Source organism: Pseudomonas cavernae (assembly GCF_003595175.1).
In the GTDB taxonomy this organism is placed as follows: domain Bacteria; phylum Pseudomonadota; class Gammaproteobacteria; order Pseudomonadales; family Pseudomonadaceae; genus Aquipseudomonas; species Aquipseudomonas cavernae.
In genome coordinates this window covers 3,994,370-4,019,290 of the sequence record NZ_CP032419.1, presented here as the reverse complement: position 1 = coordinate 4,019,290, position 24,921 = coordinate 3,994,370, and the positions used below count along the sequence as shown (strand labels likewise).

Sequence of the window (24,921 nt, the reverse complement as noted above, 5' to 3'; positions counted from 1 at the left end):
GAAGATCCTGTCGATATGTTTGCGCCTTTGTTGAAGAAACTCTTTGGGAGCCGGAACGAGCGTGAAGTCAAACGCATGCTCAAGACGGTGCAAGCCGTAAACTCGTTCGAAGAGCAAATGCTGGCTCTGTCCGATGAGCAACTGCGTGCCAAGACCGAGGAGTTCAAGGCGCGGCTGGACAAAGGCGAAGCCCTCGATCAGCTCCTGCCGGAGGCCTTCGCCGTGGCCCGCGAGGCCGGCAAGCGGGTGTTGGGCATGCGCCACTTCGACGTCCAGCTGATCGGCGGCACGGCCCTGCACGAAGGCACGATCGCCGAGATGCGCACCGGCGAGGGCAAGACCCTGGTGGCGACCCTGGCGGTGTATTTGAATGCACTCTCCGGCAAGGGCGTGCACGTGGTCACGGTCAACGACTACCTGGCCCGCCGCGACGCCAACTGGATGCGCCCGCTGTACGAGTTTCTCGGCCTGTCCGTTGGCGTGGTCACCCCGTTCATGCCGCCGGAAGAGAAGCGCACCGCCTACGCCGCCGACATCACCTACGGCACCAACAACGAATTCGGCTTCGATTACCTGCGCGACAACATGGCCTTCAGCCTGGACGAGAAATTCCAACGTGAGCTGAACTTCGCCGTGATCGACGAAGTCGACTCCATCCTCATCGACGAAGCCCGTACCCCGCTGATCATCTCCGGTCAGGCCGAGGACAGTTCCAAGCTGTATATCCAGGTCAACCAGCTGATTCCGCGCCTCAAGCAGCACATCGAGGAAGAGGAAGGCGTGGTCACTCAGGAAGGCCACTATTCGGTCGATGAGAAGACCCGCCAGGTCGAGCTCAACGAGCAGGGCCACCAGTTCATCGAGGACATGCTCGGCAAGGCCGGTCTGCTCGGCGAGGGCGAGAGCCTCTACTCGGCACACAACCTTGGCCTGCTGACCCATGTGTATGCCGGCCTGCGTGCCCATACCCTGTTCCACCGCAACGTCGAGTACATCGTCCAGGGCGACCAGGTGCTGCTGATTGACGAGCACACCGGGCGCACCATGCCCGGCCGGCGCCTGTCCGAAGGCCTGCACCAGGCCATCGAGGCCAAGGAAGGGCTGCCGATCCAGGCCGAGAGCCAGACGCTGGCCTCGACCACCTTCCAGAACTACTTCCGTCTCTACGCCAAGCTGTCCGGCATGACCGGCACCGCCGACACCGAAGCCTTCGAGTTCCGGCAGATCTACGGCCTCGACGTGATGGTCATCCCGACCCACCGCCCGGTCGCGCGCAAGGACTTCAACGATCTGGTGTACCTGACTCAGGACGAGAAGCACCAGGCGATCATCGCCGACATCAAGGATTGCCAGGCCAATGGTCGTCCGGTGTTAGTAGGCACCGCCTCGATCGAGACCTCCGAGTACGTGTCCCAGCTGCTGCAGAAGGTCGGCATCGAGCACAAAGTGCTCAACGCCAAGTATCACGAGAAGGAAGCCGAGATCATCGCCCAGGCGGGCCGTCCGGGGGCGCTGACCATTGCCACCAACATGGCCGGTCGCGGTACCGACATCCTCCTCGGCGGCAACTGGGAAGCCGAGGTGGCGGCCCTGGACAGCCCGAGCGCCGAGCAGATCGCGCAGATCAAGGCCGACTGGCAGAAGCGTCACCAGCAGGTGATCGAGTCCGGTGGCTTGCATGTGATCGCCAGCGAGCGTCACGAATCGCGGCGCATCGACAACCAGCTGCGCGGTCGCTCCGGTCGTCAGGGCGACCCGGGCTCCAGCCGCTTCTACCTGTCGCTGGAAGACAACCTGATGCGCATCTTCGCCTCCGACCGGGTGAAGAGCTTCATGAAGGCGCTGGGCATGCAGCAGGGCGAGGCGATCGAGCATCGCATGGTCAGCAACGCGATTGAGAAGGCCCAGCGCAAGGTCGAAGGACGCAACTTCGACATTCGTAAGCAATTGCTCGAATTCGACGACGTGGCCAACGAGCAGCGCAAGGTGATCTACCACATGCGCAACACCCTGTTGGCCGCCGACGACATCGGCGAGACCATCGCCGATTTCCGCCAGGAAGTGCTGGATGCGACCTTCCATCAGCACATTCCGCCGCAGTCGCTGCCTGAGCAGTGGGACGTGGCCGGTCTGGAAGCCGCGCTGTACAGCGACTTCTCCCTCAAGTTGGGGGTTCAGCAATGGCTCGACGAGGACGACCACCTGTACGAGGAGCCGCTGCGCGAGCGCATCCTGCAGACGCTGCTGGATGCCTACCACGAGAAGGAAGACCTGGCCAGCGCCGAGGCTCTGCGCACGTTCGAGAAGCAGATTCTGCTGCGCGTGCTCGACGATCTGTGGAAAGACCATCTGTCGACCATGGATCATCTGCGTCACGGCATCCACCTGCGCGGTTATGCGCAGAAGAACCCCAAGCAGGAATACAAGCGCGAGTCCTTCACCCTGTTCCAGGATCTGCTCGAGTCGATCAAGCGCGACACCATCCGCGTGCTCTCCCACGTTCAGGTGCGTCGCGAGGACCCGGTCGAGGAAGAGGCGCGTCTGCGCCGCGAGGCCGAGCAGCTGGCCCAGCGCATGCAGTTCCAGCATGCCGAGGTCTCGGCGCTGGACCAACCGGAAGCCATGGCCGAAGAAGGCGATGTCGCCGTCGCCGCCATGCCGGTGCGCACCGAGCCGAAGATCGGCCGCAACGAGCTGTGCCCCTGCGGTTCCGGCAAGAAATACAAGCACTGCCACGGGCAAGTCGGCTAACCCCTACTCGCCTGTAATCGCGCCGCGACCGGCCCAGCCGTTCGCGGCGTTTTTGCCTCGACTGCGACCGTATTGCACGGTTGCCCACTGCGTACAACAAGGAGCGCACTCCATGGCTGTTGGTCTCGGTCCCCTGCCTACCCTGTACCCGGTTCCCGGTTTTGAACTCGGCATCGCCTCGGCCGGCATCAAGCGCCCTGGGCGCAAGGATGTGGTGGTGATGCGCTGCGCCGAGGGCTCCAGCGTGGCGGGCGTATTCACCCTCAATGCGTTCTGCGCGGCGCCGGTGATTCTGGCCAAGAAGCGCGTGCTGGGGCCGGTGCGCTACCTGCTGACCAACACCGGTAACGCCAACGCCGGCACTGGCGAGCCGGGCCTGGCCGCGGCCAGCCGCACTTGCGCCAGCTTGGCCGCGATGGCCGGGGTGGACGCGAGCGCCGTGCTGCCGTTCTCCACCGGCGTGATCGGCGAGCCGCTGCCGGTGGAGAAGATCGAGAGTGCCCTGCAGGCCGCGCTGGATGATCTGGCCGTCGACAACTGGGCCGCCGCCGCCGTCGGCATCATGACCACCGATACCCTGCCCAAGGGGGCCAGTCGCCAGTTCGTCCATGAGGGCGTGACTGTCACTGTCACCGGCATCAGCAAGGGCGCCGGGATGATCAAGCCGAACATGGCGACCATGCTCGGCTATATCGCTACCGATGCCAAAGTGGCCCAGGGCGTGCTGCAGGATCTGCTGCGCGACGCGGCGAACAAGTCGTTCAACCGCATCACCATCGACGGCGATACCTCGACCAACGACTGCTGCATGCTGATCGCCACCGGCCAGGCGCCGTTGCCGGAAATCACCCAGGCCAGCGGCGCGCTGTTCGCCGCGCTGAAGCAGGCGGTGTTCGAGGTGTGCATGGAAGTGGCCCAGGCCATCGTCCGCGACGGCGAGGGCGCCACCAAGTTCGTCACCGTGCAGGTCAACGGCGGCGCCACCCATCAGGAGTGCCTGGACGTCGGCTATGCGGTGGCCCACTCGCCGCTGATCAAGACCGCGCTGTTCGCCTCCGACCCGAACTGGGGGCGCATCCTCGCCGCAGTTGGCCGCGCCGGCGTGGCGCAGTTGGACGTGAGCAAGATCGACGTGTTCCTCAGCGACGTCTGCATCGCCAGCCAGGGCTGCCGCGCGACCAGCTACACCGAGGAGCAGGGCGCCAAGGTGATGGCCGAGGCAGAGATTGGCATCCGCATCGAATTGGGCCGCGGCACCTGCAGCGAGACGATTTGGACCACCGACCTGTCCCACGAATACGTGAAGATCAACGCCGAGTACCGCACCTGATCGGCGCGCCGGACGCGCGGCGTCGTTTAGGTTAATAATCGAGGGCGCTACGGCGCCCTTTTTTAACCCCGAGCCCATACCTCGTGCACTACAGGAGTTAGCAGATGAGCCTCGAACTGGTGATTGGCGATAAAACCTATTCATCCTGGTCGCTGCGCGGCGCCCTGGCGTTGGAGCTGGCCGGCGTGCCCTATAGCGAGCGATTGATTCACCTCAACCGCGCCGATACCCGCGCGCAGATTCTCCAGCATTCGCCGAATGGCAAGGTGCCGCTGCTGAAGACCGAGGAAGGGCCGATCTGGGATTCCCTGGCGATCGGCGAATACCTCGCCGAGCGTTTCCCCGAGGCCCATCTGTGGCCGCGGGGGCAGTACGCCCGTGCCATCGCCCGCGCGGTATGCGCGGAGATGCACAGTGGTTTCGTCGCCCTGCGCAGCCATCTGCCGATGGACCTCAAGCGTGACCAGGCATTGGAACCATTGCCAGCCGAGGTGCAGGTGGATATCCAGCGCATCTGCGCGTTGTGGGCCGAGTGCCGCCGCGCCTTCGGCCAGGACGGTCCCTACCTGTTCGGCCACGTCAGCCTGGCCGATGCCTTCTACGCGCCGGTGGCCTGCCGCCTGCGTTGTTACCGGGTCGCCCTGCCGGCGGAGGCGGCGGCCTATGTCGAGACTATTTACCAGTGGCCGGCCTTTCAGCGCTGGCTCAAGGCCGCACAAGAGGAACGCTGAAAGGTGAAACGCATCCATGTGGCGGCCGCGGTGATCCGCGATGCCGCGGGTCGTATCCTGCTGGCCCGACGCCCGGACGGCAAGCACCAGGGGGGCTTGTGGGAGTTCCCGGGCGGCAAGGTCGAGGACAGCGAAACGGTGGCGGCGGCGCTCGGTCGCGAGCTGGCCGAAGAGCTGGGTATCCAGGTCACGGTGGCGCGGCCGCTGATCCAAGTGCAGCACGACTATCCGGATAAACACGTGCTGCTGGATGTCTGGGAGGTTTCCGCCTTCAACGGCGAAGCGCATGGCGCCGAGGGCCAGCCGCTGGCCTGGGTCAGTCCGCGGCAGTTGGGTAATTACCAGTTCCCGGCGGCCAACCGACCGATCGTTTGCGCCGCCCGCTTGCCGGCGCAGTATCTGATCACTCCCGACGACCTCGAGCCTAAGGCGCTGCTGCAGGGCCTGCAGCGCGCGCTGGCCGGCGGTATCAAGCTGGTCCAGCTGCGCGCGCCGAACATGTACAGCCCGGAGTACCGCGATCTGGCGGTGGACGCCGTGGGCCTCTGTGCCGGCAAGGCGCAGCTGATGCTCAAGGGGCCGCTGGAGTGGTTGGGGGATTTCCCCGCCGCCGGCTGGCATCTGACCGCCGAGCAGTTGCGCAAGTATGCGCCGCATGGCCGGCCATTCCCCCAGGAGCGCTGGCTGGCCGCCTCCTGCCACAACGCCGAGGAACTGCAGCTGGCGGCGCGCATGGGGGTGGATTTCGTCACCCTGTCGCCGGTGCAGGCCACGCAGACCCACCCCGAGGCGACGCCGCTGGGTTGGGAGGCGGCAGGCGAGCTGATCGCCGGCTTCAACCAGCCGGTGTTCCTCCTCGGCGGGGTCGGCGCGGCCGACAGCGCGCGCGCCTGGCAGGCCGGCGCGCAAGGGGTGGCGGGCGTCCGCGCGTTCTGGCCGGCGTAGGATGGACTGAGCGAGGCGATACCCATCGAGTCTACGGCGCAATCGACCCAGTGCCGACCGATGCGGCTGCGCCGTGCGCCTAACCCAACCTACGGCTTCGGCGCCGCCTGCCAGAGCACTTCGTGGATCTGCATGCGCTTGGCGATCAGCCGTGCGGCGACGAACAGCAGGTCGGACAGGCGGTTGAGATAGGCGAGGCCGACGCCGCCCAGCGGCTCCAGCGCATTGAGCTGCTGGCAGCGGCGCTCGGTCGTGCGTGCCTGGCTGCGGCAGACATGCGCCTGCGCCACCAGCAGCGAACCGCCGGGCAGGATGAAGTTCTCCAGCGGCCCGACTTCCGCATTCCAGCCATCGATGGCGATTTCCAGGCGCTGCACCTCGGCCTGGTCGAGGACCTGATAGACCGGCATCGCCAGCTCGCCGCCGAGGTCGAACAGGCGGTGCTGACAGGGCGCCAGCACCTCGCTCAGCTCGCTCAGCCCTGGCCACATGACCTCCTGCTCGGCCAGCGCGGCGAGCAGCAGGCCGAGTTGGCTGTTGAGCATGTCCACCTCGCCGATCGCTTCCACCCGCGGGTGGTCCTTGGGCACCCGGCGCCCGTCGCCAAGGCCGGTTTCGCCGGCATCGCCGGTGCGGGTGTAGATCTTCGTCAGTCGGTAACCCATGGCTGTGTTCTCAGAAGGTGTTTTCAAATTAGGCGAGCGAAGGTCAGGCAAGGTAAAACGCTGCGAAGCGAAGTAACAGCCGGAGGCTGGCCCTTAGGGCGAGCATAGCGAGTCAAAATGGCTGAGGAAGCGGAGTTTACGAGGTGTAAATGAGCATTGCTCGTTTCACTCGCCCTTCGGGCCGCGCTAAAGCGCGTCAGCAGCAAAGCTGCTTCCCGAAGCCATTTTTAACGCAGCATCACGCGCGAAGCCCACAGCCAAGTTGAAAACACCTTCTCAGGTTCCGGGCGTGCTGGCCGCCAGTGGCAGGCGCAGGGTGAAGCAGGTGCCCTGGCCGAGTTGCGACTGCACCTCCATCTGCCCTTTGTGGTTGTTGGTGATGATGAAGTAGGACACGGACAGGCCGAGGCCGGTGCCCTGGCCGACTTCCTTGGTGGTGAAGAACGGCTCGAAGATGCGCTTGCGCACCCGCTCCGACATGCCGATGCCGTTGTCTTCCACCTGGATTTCTGCCCACGGCGGGTTCAGGCGGGTGCGCAGGCTGATGCGCCCCGGCTCGCTGTCGTTCTCGCGCAGGTGGATGGCCTGGGCGGCGTTTTTCAGCAGGTTGAGCAGCACCTGTTCCAGCTCGTTGGCGGTGGCCGGCACCGCGCCGAGCCGCGGGTCGAAGTCGCGGACGATGCTCAGGCCCTTGAAGTCGAAGCCTTCGGTGAGGTCGAAATCGTTGCCGGCGATGTCCACCGCCTGATCGAGTAGCGCCGGCAGTTCGCAAGGCGCCAGCTGACGGTCGCTGCGGCGGCTGAAGCTGAGCATGTGGGTGACGATTTTCGCCGCCCGCGACCCGGCCTGCTGGATGCCATCGAGCAGTTGCGGTACCTCGCGGCTCTTCAGGTAGCAGTTGACCTGGGCCAGGTCGACGCCGGCGTTGGCGGCCTGCTCGAGGTTCTTCTCCAGCTCCGGCGACAGGCGCCGGCGAATGTTCTGCACGTTATGCAGAATGGCGCCGAGGGGGTTGTTGATCTCGTGCGCCATGCCAGCCGCCAGGCCACCGACCGAGAGCATCTTCTCCGACTGCACCATCATTTCCTCCATGGACAGGCGCTGGGTGATGTCGTCGATGCGGATCACCACGCCGCGCAGGCTGCCGCCCATCAGCGGGTAGAAGGTCAGCGCATAGTGGCGCGGCTCGCCGTCCTTGCTCCAGGTCACCCGCTCGATCTTCTCGACCTTATGCTGCTCCGCCGTGCGCTTAAGCTGGTTGAGGTAGAACTTCAGCGACGGGAAGGCGAGGAACACCGGCTGGTTCAGCGCCTCGTCCAGCTGGGTGCCGGAGAGGGCGCTGGCTTCCTGGTTCCACTGGGTGACGTAGAGCTCCTCGTCGAGAGCGATCAGCGCCGAGGGCATGGAGTCGATGATGCCGTTCAGATAGTTCTGGAAGCCGGTGAGCTTCTTCTCGATCTTGCTGCGCACCTGCACTTCCAGTTCCAGCTTGCGGTTGGAGTGGCGGGTTTCCTCGGCCAGGCTCTGGGCCTGGTCGAAGGCCGCCTGGGCCTCATCGCGGGCACGCTTGAGCTGCTGTTCGCGGGCCTCGATGCGGGTCAGCATGGTGTTGAAGGAGTCGGCCAGGTGACCGATCTCGTCGCGGTTGCCGCGGCGGGCGCGCAGGGCGTAGTTCTCCTCGCGGGTGACCTGGCGCGACAGCGCTTCGAGTTCGAGGATCGGCCGGGTCACCAGGCGGCGGATCTGCTGCGCCACCAGCAGCCAGAGCAGAACGCTGAGGGCGAGGATCACCAGGCTGGCGGTGAGGGTGCCGGTGTAGAAGGCGCTAGGCAGTTCGCTGGAGGCGACCAGCAGCAGATGGCCGGGGCTTTGCCCTTCCTGCGGCAGCTCGATCAGTTGGGTGGCGCGGAACTCGCCGATGCGCCAGCTGGCAATCTTCTCCAGGTGCAGCGGCAAGTACAGCGGCTCACCGCCTTGCTGCAGCTGACCGAGCACGTTGCCCTGGCCGTCGTAGAGCGCCGCCGCGCGCAACGGCGCGTAGCCGTCGAGGCGGTGCAGCAGCTCTTCGGCGGCGGCCGGCGAGCTCAGCGCCACCCGGCTCAGCGCCGGGTTGGCGATCAGGCGGCCGAGGGTGTGCAGCGCCTGCGGGGCCATGTTCTCCTGGGAGATCCAGTAGGCGGCGCTGATGAAACTGAGGTTGGCCACCAGCAACACGGTGGCGAGCAGTACCAGTACGGCGGACAGCAGTTTCTGGCCAACCGGCAGGTCTTCGAGGCGCTGGCGCAGGGACATGGCGGAAAAGATCACGGCAGACGGAGTCGGCAGGGTAGCGCGCCACTAGCGGGTGGGCAATCCGCGCTCGGCGAGATGGGCGCGCAGGCGCTGCTGCAGGTTGTGCAGATGCGCCAGTGGCAGCTTGTGGCGCTGGGCCGCGGCGCAGGCATGATCGAGCAGGTAGGCGATTTCGGTGCGCCGGCCCTGGGCGACGTCCTGGTACATCGACGAATAGTTGGCCGCGGTGGCCTGGATCACCCGCTCGACCTCTTCCTGCAGATTTTCCGCGGCGGCCGCTGGAGCGCAGTGGCGCAGCAGCTCGGCCAGCTCGTCGCAGAGCGTGGCGACTTCGCCCGGATAGGCGGCGAGGCCACCGTTGCGGCAGTCGTGCAGCACGGTCAGTGGGTTGATCGCGCAGTTCAGCGCCAGCTTGCGCCACAGGCGGCCGAGGATGTCCGCGCTCCACTGGTGGGGAATGCCGCTGGCCTGCAGCTCGTCGAGCCAGTGTGGTGCGGCCGGCTGCGGCGGGCAGCCGAGCCAAGTGCAGCCCTGGCCGGCGAAGACCACGCGGAAGTCGCCGTCGCGGAACGCGCCCTCGGTGCTCGAAGCGAGGATGCAGCGGGCTCGCGGCACCCGCGCGGCGACCTGATCCTGGCTGCCGAGGCCGTTCTGCAGCAGGATCAGCTCGGCGTCCGCGGTCAGGCGTGGGGCCAGGCTGGCTACCGCGTCCTCGGCGTCATAGGCCTTGCAGGCCAGCAGCAGGCGGCTGATCGGTGTGGCATCGTCCGCGGTCTGCGCCGGGATCGGATAGAGGTTGGCCTGTTGCCCCTCCACCAGGGTTAGGCCGCCAAGGCGCCGGTAGCTGGTAAGGCGGCTGCGGTCGCGCAGGACCAGCCGCACCGGCAGCCCGGCGCGCGCCAGGCGGGCGGCCCACAGACCGCCGAGGCTACCGGCGCCGAGTACGTGCCAGGTCATGGGTTCAGCTGCGGCGCGGCAGGCGCATGGCCGCCACCCGGCCGCTGGCGTAGGCTTCCGGCAGCAGTTCGGCGGCCTGGCTAATCAGGCTGGCCGGCTCGTATGGCAGGGCCTTGGCATCCAGGCCGACCAGGCTGATGCCGGCCTTCAGGCTGATGAAGCCTTCGCTGGTCTTGAAGGCCTTGAGGTTGAGGCCCTCGTGCAGGCGTTTGAAGCTGCTCGGCGAGCATTCCTGCAGGTCGTCGAGCAGGGTGATCAAGGCGAAGTGGTTGTCATCCACGCGCGTCAGCACGTCCAGCGGGCGCACCAGCTGCTGCAGGCGACGGGCGACGCCATGCAGCAGCTCGGCGAAGAAACCGCTGCCGTATTGCTGCAGCAGTTGCGGGGCGTTCTGCAGGCCGATCAGCAGGTAGCACACGGCGCCGCCGCGCGACTCGACCTGGCGCAGGCTGTCGGTCAGTTTCTGCTGCAGATAGCGCGGGTTGCCCAGGCCGGTCAGCGGGTCGACCAGGTTGCGCTCTTCCAGGCAGGCGATGTTCTGGGTCAGCAGGCGGTTTTCTTGCAACAGGCGCTGCAGGGTGTTGCACAGGCGATCGGCGGCGAACACCCGCGGTAGCAGTTGCTCGTTCATCGCCGCCTTGCTGATGAAGTCGTCGACGCCGCGGTCGAACGCCTCGCTCAGCACGTTGTCGCCTTCCTTGCCGGTGAGCAGGATCACATAGGTGTAGTGGTCGGCCGTCTCGTCGAGCTGGCGCACCCGGGCGGTCAGCTCCAGGCCGTCGATCTCCGGCATCAGCCAGTCGGCCAGCAGCACACTGGCGGGGCGCTGCTCCAACAGGGCGAGCGCTTCGCCGGCGCTGCTGGCAAAGCGCACATCCTGGTAGCCGGCTTGGCTCAGGGCGCGACCGATCATGGCGCTGGAAAACTTGGCATCGTCCACCACCAGAATGCTGAGATGGGGGTTGGGCATTGGCAGGCTCGCAAGAAAAAGGGTGGGGATGCCGGAGTTCTGGCCGTTATTTGCTGCTTACAGCTTTATAATGAGCGCGCATTTTTACCGTCAAGCCTGGTGCGCTCCGGCCGTGATGCCGGTCGCGCCGTCTATCTGGAGAACTACCATGCCCTCGTTCGACGTGGTGTCCGAACTGGACAAACACGAAGTCACCAACGCCGTGGACAACGCCATCAAGGAACTGGAGCGTCGTTACGACCTGCGCGGCAAAGGCAGCTTCGAACTCAAGGATCTGACCGTCAACCTGACCGCCGACGCGGACTTCCAGCTGGAGCAGATGGTCGAGATTCTCAAGCTCAGCCTGGTAAAGCGCAAGATCGACGTGCAGTGCCTGGAGTTCAAGGACGCCTACCCGTCCGGCAAGGTGGTCAAGCAGGAAGTGGCGCTGCGCGAAGGCATCGATAAGGAGCTGGCGAAGAAGATCGTCGCCCATATCAAGGACAGCAAGCTCAAGGTCCAGGCCGCCATCCAGGGCGAGCAGGTGCGGATCACCGGCAAGAAGCGCGACGACTTGCAAGAGGCCATCGCCAGCCTGCGGGCCAAGGATTTCGGCATGCCGCTGCAGTACAACAACTTCCGCGACTGATCGCATTACGCCAGCGTTTTCGGGAACCTTCGCCGCTTGCCGACGTCGCAGCTTCCGCAATACCGGTTTTTATGGCCTGATTCGCGGCCAATCGGTATCGAGGAGGACGTTATGGATGTAAGTGCGGAAGTCGATCGGCTGGTCAAGGTCTCGGAGACCTGGTGGCCACTGGTTCTCGAATATGGCAGCCGGGTCACCCTGGCGCTGCTCACCCTGCTGATCGGCTGGTGGCTGGTCAACAAGCTCACCGCCAGGCTCGGCAAGCTGCTGCTTCTGCGCAGTGCCGATCAGGCCCTGCAGGGCTTCGTCTCCTCGCTGGCCAATGTCGCGCTCAAGGTGCTGTTGCTGGTCAGCGTGGCGTCGATGATCGGCATCGAGACCACGTCCTTCATCGCCGCCATCGGCGCCGCCGGCCTGGCCATCGGCCTGGCCCTGCAGGGCAGCCTGGCGAACTTCGCCGGCGGCGTGCTGATCCTGCTGTTCCGGCCGTTTCGCCTCGGCGACTGGATCGAGGCGCAGGGCGTGAGCGGCACCGTCGACAGCATCCAGATCTTCCACACCGTGTTGCGCACCGGCGACAACAAGACGGTGATCGTGCCCAACGGCAACCTGTCCAACGGCATCATCACCAACTACAACCGCCAGGCCACGCGCAAGGTGGTGTTCGACATCGGCGTGAACTATGACGCCAACTTGCAGCGTGCCCGCGAAGTGCTGCTGGAGCTGGCCGAGGATCCGCGCGTGCTGCGCGACCCGGTCCCCGAGGCGGTAGTGGCCACCTTGGGCGAGAGCGCGATCACCATGTCGTTGCGGGTCTGGGTGAAGACCGCCGACTATTGGAACGTGATGTTCATGTTCAACGAGCAGGCGCGCGACCGCTTGAGCGCGGCGGGGATCGCGATCCCCTTTCCGCAGCGCATGGTGCGGATGATTCAGGAGCCGGCGCAGTAAGTGTCAGGCGCTCAAGAAAAGCCGGACTTCGAGTCCGGCTTTTTTATGACTGCTCGCTCTGCGGACTGGCTGCCACATGGTTGGCCTGTGGCGCCGACGGTTGGCGCCACTGCCAGAGGATCATGATCAGTGTCGGCACTCCGAGCAGCGCGGTGATCAGGAAGAACTCGGCATAACCGAACTTTTCCACCATCACCCCGGAGTAACCGCCAATCAGGCGCGGCAGCAGCAGCATGATCGAGCTGAGCAGGGCGTACTGGGTGGCGGAGAACTTCAGGTTGGTCAGGCTCGACAGGTAGGCGACGAAGGCAGCGGTGGCCAGGCCGGCGCTGAAGTTGTCGCAGGAAATGGTCAGCACCAGCATCTGCAGATGCGGCCCCATGTCGGCCAGCATGAGGAACAGCAGGTTGGTCGCCGCCGAGGCGACGCCGCCGATGAACAGGATCGGCATGATGCCGAAACGCACGATCAGCAGGCCGCCGAGGCCGGCGCCGAGCAGGGTCATGACCAGCCCGAACAGCTTGCTGACGCTGGCGATCTGCTCCTTGGTGAAGCCCTGGTCAATATAGAAGACGTTGGCCATCACCCCCATCACCGTGTCGGACAGCCGGTAGGTGGCAATCAGGCCGAGCAGCAGCAGCGCCTGCCAGCGATAGCGCAGGACGAAGTCGTTGACCGGGGTGAGCACCGGCGCCAAGCCGCGGCGGCCCATGGACGACAGGCACAGGCTGGTGAGGATCAGGTACAGCAGGGCGCGCAGGAAGGCGCGGTCTTCCTTGAGCAGCTCGAGCAGGCTGACACCCTCGAACAGCACGCTATGGAAGTCGGTGTTGTACAACTGGGTGAACAGCGCCGGCACCGAGATCAGCAGCACGATCAGGACCAGCACCGACGCCAGTTGATGGGCCAGGCCGTAGCGTGCCGCGGCCAGTTGGGTGCGCAGGGCCACCGGCGGTTCGCGCATCCACAGACTGGTGATCAGCGCCGGCACCATCAGCAGGGCAAACACCAGGTAGGTGCCGCTCCAGGCCGAGGCGTTGTAGCTGTGGCCGGTGGAGCCGAACCACTCGGCGAAATACAGCGCGCCGGCAGTGGCCAGGAGGGCGGCGACCCGATAGCCGGCCATATAGCTGGCGGCCAGCGCGGCCTGGCGGGTGTCGTCGGCGATTTCCAGACGGTAGGCGTCCACCGCGATGTCCTGGGTGGCCGAGGCGAAAGCCACCAGCACGGCTAGGGCGATCAACCAGGACAGATGCTGTTGCGGATCGCACAGGGCCATGCCGGTCAAGCCGATGGCCACCAGCGCCTGCGCCAATACCAGCCAGGAGCGGCGACGCCCGAGCTTGCCGAGCAGCGGCAGGCGCCATTGGTCGAGGAGCGGCGACCAGACCCATTTGAAGGCGTAGGCCAGGCCGATCAGGCTGGCGAAACCGATGGTTTCGCGGGCCACACCGGCTTCGCGCAGCCACACCGAGAGGGTGGAGAACACCAACATGTAGGGTAGGCCCGCGGCAAACCCCAGGAGTAACAGGGCCAAAGTGGCGGGGCTGGCGTAGGCGGCGAGAGCGGCGCGCCAGGTTTTGCTGGGCATTGAGGGTGTATCTGCCTGGGGTTCGCGAAACAAAGGGCGCACTCTAACCGTTGACCTCCATTGGGCGCCACCCATGCCGACGCATGTCCACCCGTTCGTTATGGATTGTCACCCCTTCTTCACGCAGACGGGCGCGCTGCTCGTCGCCTGAGGGGCTGCCCAGGGGCAAACTCAAGCGACCGCCGGCGGCGATCACCCGGTGCCAGGGCAGGCGGGTGTCGGCGGGCAGCTGACTGAGGGTGCGGCCCACCCAGCGCGCGGCGCGGCCGAAGCCCGCCATCGCGGCCAGTTCGCCGTAGCTGACGACCTTGCCGCTCGGTACCTGCTGCAGAGTTAGATACAGCGCCGCGCGGCGGGCTGCGGCGCTGTCCGCGGGCGGGGTGTCCGCTGTGCGTGCTGCCATGGGGCGACCTCGTTTGCTGGTATCTGCGCTGTTCCGACCCTCATGGCAGCGGGGGCGGTCCTACTGTCGAGTGGCGGCTCGCAGCTCCTGCACAAGCAGTATGCCAGCCCTAACTAGAACCATCGACAGCCGTCGCTGTGCCAAGTTGCATCGGGGCACGCTGGTCGCATGGGTTGAACTCATGGGAGATGTGCCGGTCAGTTCTTGCCCATACGCCGGGCTTGCGGATAATGCCCGGCTTTCTCGAAGCAGAGCAGTTCCGGTCCGCCTATGTTGTGCAAAAAACCATCGTCTTTTCCCCGAACGCTGTTACCGCAAGCCCTGCTGTGTCTGGCCCTGGCCGGCGCCTCGGCACCGCTGCTGGCGGATACCGTGTGGCTGAAGAACGGTGACCGTCTGACCGGCAAGATCAAGGTCTTCGACGGCGGCAAGCTGGTGTTGGCAACCGATTACGGCGGCAACATCATCCTCGACTGGAAAAAGGTCGCGACCCTGGAAAGCGATCAGCAATTGCTGGTCAAGCAGGACGAATACCACGGCGAGCGGGCCAAAGCCCTGCACAAGGCCGAGCCGGGCAAGGTCATCCTGGCCAACGGCGAGACGCCGAAAACCGTCGAGCTGGCCAGCATCGAACAGATCATGAAGCCCAAACCGCTGGTCGAGGACTTCAACTGGAAGGGCAATATCGACCTGGCCATGGACTACAAACGGGCCGATACCGACACCGACGACTACGACGTCGACTTCAAGACTAAGGCGCGCCACGGCCGTTGGCGGCACAACGCCGAGGGCGAATACAACCGCGAGGTCCAGGACGACGAGGTGACCACCGACAACTGGTCGGCCGAATACGCCCTCGACCGCTTCCTCGATGAGCACTGGTTCTGGCAGGGACGGCTGGCCTACAAGCGCGATCAGGTGGAAGACCTGGTGCGCCAGCGTTCGGTCGGTACCGGTCCGGGTTACCAGTTCTGGGACGATGAGCTGGGCGCCTTCTCCGTGGCCGCGCTGGTCAACCGCAGTGATTACGAATTCGCCGACGGCCGCGAGGAAAATTTCTACGCCCTGGGGGCGAAGTGGGACTACAACCGCTACCTGATCGGTAAGTCGGTGGAGCTGTTCAGCAACGGCGAGGTGGGCAAGCCGCTCAGCGGCGTCGCCGACTATGCCCTGGATGCCGAGGCCGGGCTGCGCTACAAGGTCACCGACTGGGCCTCGCTGAACATCAAGGCGGAGAAGGAAATGGTCAGCGGCGCCGAGAGCGACCTCGACGAGACCCGCTACAGCGTCGGTTTCGGCGTCGGCTGGTAAAACCAAAAAGCCCTGCGCAGGCAGGGCTTTTTGGTTGGGGTGGGGCGCGTTTACAGGCGCAGGCCGCCGTCAAGCTCGAGAACACGACCGGTGTAGTAGTCGTTCTCGAGGATGTAGGCCACCGAGTGGGCGATTTCCTGCGGCTTGCCCAGGCGGCGCAGCGGGATGCCGGCGGTCATCTTGTCCAGTGCTTCCGGCTTCATGGCAGCGAGGATTTCGGTCTCGATGAAGCCCGGAGCCACGCCCGCCACGCGGATGCCGTAGCGCGCCAGCTCCTTGGCCCACACCACGGTGTCGGCGGCGACGCCGGCCTTGGCCGCGGAGTAGTTGGCCTGGCCCATGTTGCCGGCGCGGGAGATCGAGGAGATGTTGATGATCGCGCCTTGGTTCTTCAGTTCGATCATCTTCGCCGCCACTTCGCGGGTGCAGAGGAACACGCCGGTCAGGTTGACGTCGATCACCGATTGCCACTGGGCCAGCGACATCTTGCTCAGCTCGCCGTCCTTGACCTTGATGGTCAGACCGTCGCGGATGATCCCGGCGTTGTTCACCAGGCCATTGATGGCGCCGAAGTGCTCGGCGATCTGGCTGACGGTGTGGATCACCTGCTCTTCATTGGCGACGTTGCAGATATAGGCGCGGGCGTCAGCACCGGCAGCCTTGCAGGCGGCGACGGCCTCGTCGAGGCGCTCTTGGTTGAGGTCGACCAGCGCCAGCTTGGCGCCTTTGGCCGCCAGGTATTCGGCCATGGCGCGACCCAGGCCCTGGCCGCCGCCGGTGATGACGATCACTTTGTCTTGCAGTTGCATGCGAGAATCCCCTCAAGGATGTAGCTATGGTTAACCCCGCGGGCGCTCTGGGCAGCAATGCCCGGTGCCTGTCCGTTTCTGACGAATTCTCTGCGAGGAGTCACTAGGTGAGCGTGAAAGCCGGCAAGCATGCCCGAGAATTGCTACTCAAGGAATACCGCGGGGTGCTCTCCACCCAGTCCAAGGCCATGCCCGGATTCCCGTTCGGATCGGTGGTGCCCTATTGCCTGGATGCACAGGGCTGGCCGTTGATCCTGATCAGCCGCATCGCCCAGCACACGCATAATTTGCAAAAAGATCCCAAGTGCTCGCTACTGGTCGGTGAACGCGGCGCCGAGGACGTGCAGGCGGTCGGACGCCTGACCCTGCTGGCCGAGGCCCGGCAACTGACCGGGGAGGTGGCGATCGCGGCGGCGGCCGAGCGCTACTACCGCTATTTCCCTCAGGCCCGTGACTATCACCGCACCCATGATTTCGACTTCTGGTGCCTGCAGCCGGTGCGGGCGCGCTATATCGGTGGATTCGGCGCGATTCACTGGCTCAACGAGATGACCTTGGCCAATCCCTTCGCCGGTGCGGCGGAGCTGGGCATGGTCGAGCACATGAACCAGGACCATGTCGCGGCCATCGCCCATTATGTCGAACTGGCCGGGCTGCCCGCCGCGCCGGCAGCGGAATTGGCCGGGATCGACAGCGAAGGTTTCCACCTGCGCATCGGCCAGGCGCTGCATTGGCTGGCGTTCCCAACATCCTGTAACAACCCCGGCGCGGTGCGCCAGGCCTTGGTCCAGCTGGCTCGCGCCGAGGTGTGGCCACAGCGGGAAGCGAGCGAAGCTTGAATTTGCCGGCGCTGACCGCCATCTAGCCTTTATCGGTTGTCATTGACCGCAAAGGACATGTTCATGCGCGCGTTTGTTTGGTTATTGCTGTTGTTTCCGCTGATCGAGTTGGCGGTGTTGATCAAGGTTGGCAGTGCCATCGGCGTGTTGCCGACCCTGCTGCTGCTCATCGGCACGGCCGTGCTCGGCGGCGTGCTGTTGCGGGTGGCTGGGCTAGCCACGGCCTGGCGCGCCCGCGAGCGCTTGGCGCGTGGCGAGCTGCCCGAGGAAGAAATGCTCGAAGGGCTGCTGATCGCCGTCGGTGGTGGCTTGCTGTTGCTGCCGGGCTTTATCAGCGACGTCGTCGGCCTGGTCTGCCTGCTGCCGCCGGTGCGCCGCCTGCTGGTGGCCAAGTTGCGCCGGCGTGTCCAGGAACAGGCCCTGCGTCGGCGGGCCTTCGCCGATGACCTGCAGGCCCGTTCCGGGCGCAGCCAGGCGAACGTCATCGAGGGCGAATACGAGCATCGCGACCGCTGATGCAAAGTTTTTTCCGCAGCCCCCTTGAAATGCCGGCGGGCGCCCCTATCTAGCTGTCACCGCAAGGTCACTGTCGGCTACGACAGTCAGTCTTCTGCGGCCCGCTCTGCGGGTCGCACCCGGCAACGCCGGAATTTGCCAACCAGCCGGTGCGCGCATCGGCGATGGAAACCACTCAATTAGGAGAGATCGACAATGAAGCTTCGTCCTCTGCATGACCGTGTCGTCATTCGTCGCAGCGAAGAAGAATCGAAAACCGCTGGCGGTATCGTGCTGCCGGGCTCGGCTGCCGAGAAGCCGAACCGTGGCGAAATCGTCGCCGTGGGTACCGGCAAGCTGCTGGACAGCGGTGAAGTCCGCGCGCTGGCAGTGAAAGTGGGCGACAAAGTGGTGTTTGGTCCGTATTCGGGCAGCAACACCGTCAAGGTCGATGGCGAAGACCTGCTGGTGATGAGCGAGAGCGAAATCCTCGCCGTCATCGAAGGCTGAGAGTCGAACAAGTTTCTGTTACCCAGACAAGAATTGAGGAATAACGATCATGGCTGCTAAAGAAGTGAAATTCGGCGACGCCGGCCGCAAGAAAATGCTCGCTGGCGTTAACGTGCTGGCGGATGCGGTAAAAGCGACCCTCGGCCCGAAAGGCCGTAACGTGATCCTGGAAAAGAGCTTCGGCGCCCCGACCATCACCAAGGACGGCGTTTCCGTTGCCAAAGAAATCGAACTGAAAGACAAGTTCGAAAACATGGGCGCCCAGCTGGTGAAAGACGTGGCTTCCAAGGCCAACGACGCTGCCGGTGACGGCACCACCACCGCCACCGTTCTGGCTCAGGCCATCGTCAACGAAGGCCTGAAGGCCGTCGCTGCCGGCATGAACCCGATGGACCTGAAGCGCGGCATCGACAAGGCGACCATCGCCATCGTCGCCCAGCTGAAAGAGCTGGCCAAGCCGTGCACCGACACCAAGGCGATCGCCCAGGTCGGCACCATCTCCGCCAACTCGGACGAATCCATCGGTGAAATCATCGCCGAAGCCATGGAAAAAGTCGGCAAGGAAGGCGTGATCACCGTTGAAGAAGGCTCGGGCCTGGAAAACGAACTGTCCGTGGTAGAAGGCATGCAGTTCGACCGTGGCTACCTGTCGCCGTACTTCATCAACAAGCCGGACACCATGGTCGCCGAGCTGGAAGGCCCGCTGATCCTGCTGGTCGACAAGAAGATCTCCAACATCCGCGAAATGCTGCCGGTGCTGGAGTCCGTGGCCAAAGCCGGTCGTCCGCTGCTGATCGTGGCCGAAGACGTCGAAGGCGAAGCCCTGGCCACCCTGGTGGTGAACAACATGCGTGGCATCGTCAAGGTCGCGGCCGTCAAGGCTCCGGGTTTCGGCGACCGTCGCAAGGCCATGCTGCAGGACATCGCCATTCTGACTGGCGGTACCGTGATTTCCGAAGAAGTCGGCCTGAGCCTGGAAGGCGCCACCCTGGAGCACCTGGGTAACGCCAAGCGCGTGGTGCTGAGCAAAGAGAACACCACCATCATCGACGGTGCTGGCGTACAAGCCGACATCGAAGCCCGCGTTAAGCAGATTCGCGCGCAAGTCGAAGAGACCACCTCCGACTACGACCGGGAAAAACTGCAAGAGCGTCTGGCCAAACTGGCTGGCGGTGTTGCCGTGATCAAGGTTGGCGCGGCCACCGAAGTCGAGATGAAAGAGAAGAAAACCCGCGTTGAAGACGCCCTGCACGCGACCCGTGCAGCCGTCGAAGAAGGCGTGGTGCCTGGCGGTGGCGTGGCCCTGGTGCGTGCCCTGCAGGCCATCTCCGAGCTGAAAGGCGACAACGACGACCAGGACGTCGGCATTGCCCTGCTGCGTCGTGCCGTTGAATCGCCGCTGCGCCAGATTGTGGCCAACTCCGGCGACGAGCCGAGCGTGGTGGTCGACAAGGTCAAGCAAGGTTCCGGCAACTACGGCTACAACGCCGCCACCGGCGTGTACGGCGACATGATCGAGATGGGTATTCTCGATCCGGCCAAAGTCACCCGTTCGGCCCTGCAAGCCGCCGCGTCGATCGGTGGTCTGATGATCACCACCGAGGCGATGGTTGCCGAAGTGGCTGACGACAAGGCCCCGGCCATGCCGGACATGGGCGGCATGGGTGGTATGGGCGGCATGATGTAAGCCTACCGGCACCCGAGCTGTACCTGGAAGCCCCGCCTTGTGCGGGGCTTTTTTATGGGCGTGGAGTTGCGGATGGGGATTGGCCTGCTAGGGCGGCCTCAGGAGCGCAGCCAGCAGCCCGCCGTGGGTGCCCGCGCGAAACCGCGCCGGCGTACTGCGGCGCGAGTAGGCCCTAGGCGCTCGCCGACAGCTCTGCGGTACTGCGCTCCTCTGCAGCCGGCCGATACAGCAGCATCCGATAGGCGCCCAGGCAGATCAGCCAGTCGAGCAAGGCCGTCCAGACATTGTGCGAGAGGAAGTGCGCGCCCTGCATCATGCGCGCCAGGGAAAACAGGCTGCCCAACGCCAGGGTGCCGAGCAGCGCCACGCGGGCCAGGCGCGGGCGGCGGTCGCGCAGCAGGAAGAACAGGGCGAAGAAGGTGAAGCCACTGCTGGCATGCCCGCCCGGCCAGCAGCGGCCCGGATGCAGGGTCGGTGCGCGCTCGGCCAGCAGTGGGGTGTAGGTTTCCGTGCCGCCGAAGTCGCTCAGGCTCCAGGGGCAGTGCACCGCGGTCAGGGCCTTCAGCGGGGTGACTATGGCGGTGGACAGCGCCATCGCCAGCACCAGGTAAGCCAGTGGCCGGCGCAGGTGGGTCCAGGGTTTATAGGCGCAGCTGATCAGCAGCCCGACGATGGCCAGCACGCCGAAGAGGATCACCGCCTGCTTGGCGCGGTCATGCAGCACGTCTTCGAGAAAGGCACTGTGGCGGCCGATGAAACCTTGCCCGGGGCTGTAGAACAACTGGGCGAGGGCGAAGTCCAGGCGTGTCGGCTCGACGAGCAGCAGCAGGGCGATCAACGCCAGCGGCAGGCAGAGGCTCAGCCAGAGGTTGAGGGGGCGCGAAGCAGCGGTCGATGGCATGGCGGAGTCCGGTTGGGAAAAACGCCAGCCCCGGCACGGAGCCGGGGCTGGACGGGTCAGCGCTGGCTCAGCGCGGTGGCGGCGGGTGTCGGGGCTTGCCAGGCCAGCAGGTGATGGTGGAGGGCGTAACTGGCGGCCTGGTAGTAGGCGATGTCACGCACCACCAGCGGGTCGTCGCTGGCGGCCGGCGCTTCGCGGCTGGCGCCGAGGGCGTCGTCATGCCGGCGGATGGCCCGGCGCGGGCTGAGGATGGCCAGGTCGTGGCCGTCGAACAGGCCCAGGTGCTGGTAGTTGCCGAGCAGTACGCGCGGCGGCGCGCTGCTCGCCTGCAGCAGGTTGCGGCCGAAGAAGGTCGACTGGTAGTCCAGGTTGAGCAGGCCGAGCAGGGTCGGGGCGAGGTCGATCTGGCTGGCCAGGCGGTCGTTCTCACCGGCCTGCACCAGTTTCGGCGCGTAGACGAACAGCGGAATCTGGTAGTTGGCCACCGGCAGGTCTTCCATGCCGGCGCTGCCGGCGCAGTGGTCGGCGACGAAGACGAACAGGGTGTTGTCGAACCAGGGCTTGTGCCGCGCGGCGGCGAGGAACTGGCCGATGGCCCAGTCGGTGTACTTCACCGCGCCTTCGCGGCCGGCGCCGGAGGCGATATCGATGCGTCCATCTGGGTAGCTGTAGGGGCGGTGATTGGAGGTGGTCATCAGCTGCAGCAGGAACGGCTTGCCGCGGGCGTAGTCGGCATCGGCGAGCTTGAGGGTCTGGTTGTACAGATCCTCGTCGGCCATGCCCCAGGCGTTCTTGAAGTGGATGTCGGCCTCGGCGACGCTGCTCTGGTCGACCACCCGGTAGCCGTTGCCGCTGAAGAAGGCGTTCATGTTGTCGAAGTAGCCGCGCCCGCCATAGACGAACACGCTGTCGTAGCCCTGCGCGTCGAGCTGCTGGCCGAGGCTGGCGAAGCCGCTCTCGCGACCGATGCGCTTGACGATGGAGCGGCCGGGGGTGGGCGGTACCGACAGGGTGATGGCTTCCAGGCCGCGGTCGGTGCGCGTGCCGGTGGCATAGAAGTTGTTGAAGTAGAGGCTGTGCTGGCGCAGCGCGTCGAGGTTCGGGGTCAGCTGGCGCGGGTCGCCGTTGCTGCCCAGGTACTTGGCGCTGAGGCTTTCGATGGTCACCAGGACGATGTTGGGCCGGCGCGGGGTGCCGGGGTTGTCGATCTGCCGGCGGATGTCCAGCGGGTCGGCCGCGACGAAGCGTGCGTTCGGCTCGCTCAGTTCGTGGCGCAACTGCTGGGCCACCACGGCGGGCGGCAGGCTGCGGTAGAACTGCGGGTAGTCCAGCTCGTTGTTGCGAAAGGCGGCGAAGAACTGGTACGGGCCATTGCTCGCCAGTTCGTGCTGGTAGGCATTGCCGCCCAGGCCGCGCGGCTGGTCCTGATCGAGCAGCAGGCCGCTGAGGCCGGCCAACACGGCCAGGGCCAGGCCACCTGCCAGCCGTCCGCGCAACGCCGGCAGGGGCGCGGCCAGCGCAGCCTTGAGCGGCTTGTGCAGGACCAGCAGCAGCGCAGCGGTGACCAGCGCCAGACTGGCCAGCAGGCGGCCGATGGGGTAGGACTCCAGCAGGTTGTGCAGCACCTCGTCGGAGTACACCAGGTAATCGACGGCGATGAAGTTGAAGCGCACGCCGAACTCGCCCCAGAACAGCCATTCCGCCACGGCGGTGAACAGCATCAGGAACAGGCTGACGGCCAGCACGATGTGCAGGAACAACCGGTGCCCAGGGCGGCACCACAGCGCCGGAGGGCACAGCAGCAGATACAGGCCGAGCGGCAGGGCGGCGTAGGCGAGGAAACCGAGGTCATACAGCAGGCCGATGGCGAACACGTGCAGGAAGCCGCCCGCCGCCTCGTGCAGGTGACTGCCCAGCAGTACGCCACGGGTCAGCAGGAATACGGCCAGCCAGGTCGATAACAGCACAAGCAGATAGCGGAGGGGAGCGGTGCGCAGCAGCGGCATGGGGACCATCCAGCAGGGGGAACGATGGCCGGCAGTCTGGGCAGGACGCCGTAATGGCGGCGTGAATCGCGGGTGAAAAATCCGTCAAAGGCGCGGCAAGCGGGAGTCTTCGGGTTATCGTTTGCTGCAGACGGCGCCGACACGCGCCGATGAGGAATAGGCAATGCGCATTCTGCTGGTCGAAGACAATCGCGACATCCTGGCCAACATGGCCGATTACCTGGGAATCAAGGGCTACGGCGTGGATTGCGCTCAGGACGGCCTGACGGGCCTGCACCTGGCGGCCAGCGAGCATTACGACCTGATCGTCCTCGACATCATGCTCCCCGGCCTGGACGGCTACACCCTGTGCAGGCGCCTGCGCGAGGATGCCCGGCGCGACACCCCGGTGATCATGCTGACCGCCCGCGACCAACTGGACGACCGCCTGCAGGGCTTCCGTGCCGGCGCCGACGATTATCTGCTCAAGCCCTTCGCGCTGTCCGAGCTGGCGGCGCGCATCGAGGCGGTGCTGCGCCGCAGCCAGGGCGGCGGGCGGCGCAGCCTGCAGGTGGGCGATCTCAGCTACGACTTGGATACCCTGCAGGTCAGCCGCGGCGGGCGCACGCTCAAGCTCAATCCGGTGGGCCTCAAGCTGCTCGCCGTGCTGATGCAGAAAAGCCCGCACGTGCTGCGTCGGGAAGTGCTGGAGGAGGCGCTGTGGGGCGACGACTGCCCGGACAGCGACAGCCTGCGCAGCCATATTCACCAGCTGCGCCAGGTGATCGACAAGCCGTTCGCCAGCCCGCTGCTGCATACCGTGCACGGCGTCGGTTACCGCTTGGCCGAGGTCGACGATGGAGTTTAAGCACAGCCTGTCGCGGCGCATCGTCATCGCCTTCGTGCTGATGAGCACGCTGGTGGCGGGCACCTTCGCTCTGGGCATCGTCGAGGCGGTGCACGTGGTCGAGGAGCGCCTGATTTCCCGCGAGTTGGGCGGTGATCTCGACCGCCTGCTGCGGATGGAGACCATGGACGACTGGCGTCAGCGTCCGGAGCCGGAGCAGTTGTTCTATTTCACCGGCGGCCAGTACGGCTTCGGCCTGCCCGACGACCTCAAGGGCCTTGGCCCGGGCTTCCACGAGGTGTTCCGCGGCGAGCTGTCGTATCACGGCTTCGTGCGTGTGGTCGACGGGCGCCGCTATGTGCTGCTGCAGGATCAGAGCGAGTTTGAGAAGCGCGAGCGGGTGCTGTTCGCCGTGGTGCTCGTCGGCTTCCTGCTCAGCATCGCGCTGGCGTTGGTGCTCGGCTGGCTGCTGGCGCGCAAGGTGATCGAGCCGGTGGTGCGGCTGTCGCGCCAGGTGCGGCATCGCGATCAGCTGCTGGCCTTGGCGCCGCCCTTGGAGCCGGACTATGCCGAGGACGAGGTCGGCCAACTGGCGGCCGCCTTCGATACCACCCTCGGCCTGTTGCGCCACGCCCTGACGCGCGAGCGGCTGTTCACCAGCGATGTCAGCCATGAACTGCGCACACCCTTGATGGTGCTGGCCAGCTCCTGCGAACTGTTGCTGGAAAACTCGACCCTCGACCCGCGTGCCCGTGCCCAGGTGGAGCGCATCGCCCGGGCTACCCAGGAAATGCGCGAACTGGTGCAGACCTTCCTCACCCTGGCACGCGCGCAGCAGGACGATGCCGACTCGCTGCCGGAAATCAGCCTCGGCAGCATCGCCGACGAACTGGTCGAACAGTGGCGCGAGCCGATCGAGAGCAAAGGCCTGCAGCTGGACTACCAGCACGGCGAAGCGCTGCAGGGCAAATTCAACCCGACCCTGCTGCGCACGGTGATGGGCAACCTGTTGCGTAATGCCTGGCACTACACCGATCACGGGCGGATCAGCCTGGGCCTGCTGAGCAACGGCTTCGTCATCGAGGATACCGGCGTCGGCATCCCCGAGAGCCAGCGCGAGGCGGTGTTCCAGCCGTTCGTGCGTGGCGGCGAGCAGCGCGGCGATGGCCTGGGGCTGGGCCTGTCGCTGGTGCAGAGGATCTGCGAGAGCCAGGGCTGGACGGTGCAGCTGGCGGCAGTGGAGCCGAGCGGCTGCCGCTTCCGGGTCGAGCTGGTGGGATAACTGCAACCTTCGGTGAGCGCGCCAGGCGAACCACTCGGCGC

The 24,921-nt window shown here is 65.5% G+C and carries 21 protein-coding genes and 1 pseudogene; 13 read left to right on the top strand and 9 right to left on the bottom strand.

Going from position 1 to position 24,921, the window contains the following annotated elements; translation table 11 throughout:
* The first annotated feature begins 15 nt into the window (after positions 1-15).
* From secA to D3880_RS18240, 4 genes are all read left to right on the top strand, one after another.
* On the top strand, positions 16-2,751 hold the full coding sequence (gene secA, locus D3880_RS18255) for a preprotein translocase subunit SecA (protein ID WP_119894838.1): 2,736 nt from the start codon (positions 16-18) through the stop codon (positions 2,749-2,751).
* Between the two features lie 112 nt (positions 2,752-2,863).
* Complete coding sequence (gene argJ, locus D3880_RS18250) at positions 2,864-4,081, top strand: bifunctional glutamate N-acetyltransferase/amino-acid acetyltransferase ArgJ (protein ID WP_119894837.1); 1,218 nt, start codon at positions 2,864-2,866, stop codon at positions 4,079-4,081.
* A 104-nt stretch (positions 4,082-4,185) separates the two neighbouring features.
* Positions 4,186-4,812 (top strand): glutathione S-transferase family protein, encoded by a 627-nt coding sequence (locus tag D3880_RS18245; RefSeq protein ID WP_119894836.1) that lies wholly within the window; start codon positions 4,186-4,188, stop codon positions 4,810-4,812.
* A 3-nt stretch (positions 4,813-4,815) separates the two neighbouring features.
* The gene (locus D3880_RS18240) at positions 4,816-5,757 is read left to right on the top strand and encodes a Nudix family hydrolase (protein ID WP_119894835.1); all 942 of its coding nucleotides are present in this window, start codon (positions 4,816-4,818) and stop codon (positions 5,755-5,757) included.
* Between the two features lie 89 nt (positions 5,758-5,846).
* Here D3880_RS18240 and D3880_RS18235 read toward each other — a convergent pair whose 3' ends face one another.
* The 4 genes and pseudogenes from D3880_RS18235 to D3880_RS18220 all read right to left on the bottom strand — a co-directional run.
* Complete coding sequence (locus tag D3880_RS18235; protein ID WP_119894834.1) at positions 5,847-6,422, bottom strand: cob(I)yrinic acid a,c-diamide adenosyltransferase; 576 nt, start codon at positions 6,420-6,422, stop codon at positions 5,847-5,849.
* Positions 6,423-6,698: 276 nt separating this feature from the next.
* On the bottom strand, positions 6,699-8,714 hold the full coding sequence (locus D3880_RS18230; RefSeq protein ID WP_119894833.1) for an ATP-binding protein: 2,016 nt from the start codon (positions 8,712-8,714) through the stop codon (positions 6,699-6,701).
* A gap of 45 nt (positions 8,715-8,759) precedes the next feature.
* Entirely contained in the window at positions 8,760-9,671 is a 912-nt protein-coding gene (locus D3880_RS18225) for a putative 2-dehydropantoate 2-reductase (RefSeq protein WP_119894832.1), read from the bottom strand.
* A 4-nt stretch (positions 9,672-9,675) separates the two neighbouring features.
* Positions 9,676-10,656: pseudogene (locus tag D3880_RS18220) on the bottom strand (response regulator); the annotation flags it as partial.
* Positions 10,657-10,789: 133 nt separating this feature from the next.
* On the opposite strand from D3880_RS18220, the gene D3880_RS18215 reads away from it, so the two are divergent.
* Both D3880_RS18215 and D3880_RS18210 read left to right on the top strand, forming a co-directional pair.
* Entirely contained in the window at positions 10,790-11,269 is a 480-nt protein-coding gene (locus D3880_RS18215; protein ID WP_119894830.1) for a YajQ family cyclic di-GMP-binding protein, read from the top strand.
* A gap of 111 nt (positions 11,270-11,380) precedes the next feature.
* A complete protein-coding gene (locus D3880_RS18210) occupies positions 11,381-12,220 on the top strand; it encodes a mechanosensitive ion channel family protein (RefSeq protein WP_119894829.1) in 840 nt (279 codons plus the stop codon).
* 43 nt (positions 12,221-12,263) lie between these two features.
* On the opposite strand, the gene D3880_RS18205 is transcribed toward D3880_RS18210, so the two are convergent.
* Positions 12,264-13,811, bottom strand: a complete 1,548-nt coding sequence (locus D3880_RS18205) for an AmpG family muropeptide MFS transporter (RefSeq protein ID WP_119894828.1) — start codon at positions 13,809-13,811, stop codon at positions 12,264-12,266.
* A 43-nt stretch (positions 13,812-13,854) separates the two neighbouring features.
* Complete coding sequence (locus tag D3880_RS18200) at positions 13,855-14,214, bottom strand: MGMT family protein (protein WP_119894827.1); 360 nt, start codon at positions 14,212-14,214, stop codon at positions 13,855-13,857.
* A gap of 306 nt (positions 14,215-14,520) precedes the next feature.
* Here D3880_RS18200 and D3880_RS18195 point away from each other — a divergent pair, with 306 nt between their 5' ends.
* The gene (locus D3880_RS18195) at positions 14,521-15,525 is read left to right on the top strand and encodes a DUF481 domain-containing protein (RefSeq protein ID WP_119895781.1); all 1,005 of its coding nucleotides are present in this window, start codon (positions 14,521-14,523) and stop codon (positions 15,523-15,525) included.
* A gap of 50 nt (positions 15,526-15,575) precedes the next feature.
* On the opposite strand, the gene D3880_RS18190 is transcribed toward D3880_RS18195, so the two are convergent.
* The gene (locus D3880_RS18190) at positions 15,576-16,334 is read right to left on the bottom strand and encodes an SDR family oxidoreductase (RefSeq protein ID WP_119894826.1); all 759 of its coding nucleotides are present in this window, start codon (positions 16,332-16,334) and stop codon (positions 15,576-15,578) included.
* A 107-nt stretch (positions 16,335-16,441) separates the two neighbouring features.
* Between D3880_RS18190 and D3880_RS18185 the strand changes: the two genes are divergently transcribed.
* The 4 genes from D3880_RS18185 to groL all read left to right on the top strand — a co-directional run bounded on the left by D3880_RS18185 (position 16,442) and on the right by groL (position 19,865).
* Positions 16,442-17,173, top strand: a complete 732-nt coding sequence (locus D3880_RS18185) for a HugZ family pyridoxamine 5'-phosphate oxidase (RefSeq protein ID WP_119894825.1) — start codon at positions 16,442-16,444, stop codon at positions 17,171-17,173.
* A gap of 63 nt (positions 17,174-17,236) precedes the next feature.
* Complete coding sequence (locus D3880_RS18180; RefSeq protein ID WP_119895780.1) at positions 17,237-17,689, top strand: FxsA family protein; 453 nt, start codon at positions 17,237-17,239, stop codon at positions 17,687-17,689.
* A gap of 195 nt (positions 17,690-17,884) precedes the next feature.
* Positions 17,885-18,178: a co-chaperone GroES gene (locus D3880_RS18175; protein WP_119894824.1), complete on the top strand. Its 294-nt coding sequence runs from the start codon at positions 17,885-17,887 to the stop codon at positions 18,176-18,178.
* A gap of 49 nt (positions 18,179-18,227) precedes the next feature.
* Positions 18,228-19,865, top strand: coding sequence for a chaperonin GroEL (groL, locus tag D3880_RS18170; RefSeq protein ID WP_119894823.1), 1,638 nt, complete (start codon positions 18,228-18,230; stop codon positions 19,863-19,865).
* A 172-nt stretch (positions 19,866-20,037) separates the two neighbouring features.
* On the opposite strand, the gene D3880_RS18165 is transcribed toward groL, so the two are convergent.
* Positions 20,038-20,766: a phosphatase PAP2 family protein gene (locus D3880_RS18165; RefSeq protein ID WP_119894822.1), complete on the bottom strand. Its 729-nt coding sequence runs from the start codon at positions 20,764-20,766 to the stop codon at positions 20,038-20,040.
* Between the two features lie 56 nt (positions 20,767-20,822).
* The gene (locus D3880_RS18160; protein WP_119894821.1) at positions 20,823-22,772 is read right to left on the bottom strand and encodes an LTA synthase family protein; all 1,950 of its coding nucleotides are present in this window, start codon (positions 22,770-22,772) and stop codon (positions 20,823-20,825) included.
* Between the two features lie 163 nt (positions 22,773-22,935).
* Between D3880_RS18160 and D3880_RS18155 the strand changes: the two genes are divergently transcribed.
* Together D3880_RS18155 and D3880_RS18150 are read left to right on the top strand one after the other, a co-directional pair.
* The gene (locus tag D3880_RS18155; RefSeq protein WP_119894820.1) at positions 22,936-23,619 is read left to right on the top strand and encodes a response regulator transcription factor; all 684 of its coding nucleotides are present in this window, start codon (positions 22,936-22,938) and stop codon (positions 23,617-23,619) included.
* Entirely contained in the window at positions 23,609-24,880 is a 1,272-nt protein-coding gene (locus D3880_RS18150; RefSeq protein ID WP_119894819.1) for a sensor histidine kinase, read from the top strand. The genes D3880_RS18155 and D3880_RS18150 overlap by 11 nt, the downstream gene beginning before the upstream one ends.
* Positions 24,881-24,921: the final 41 nt, after the last annotated feature.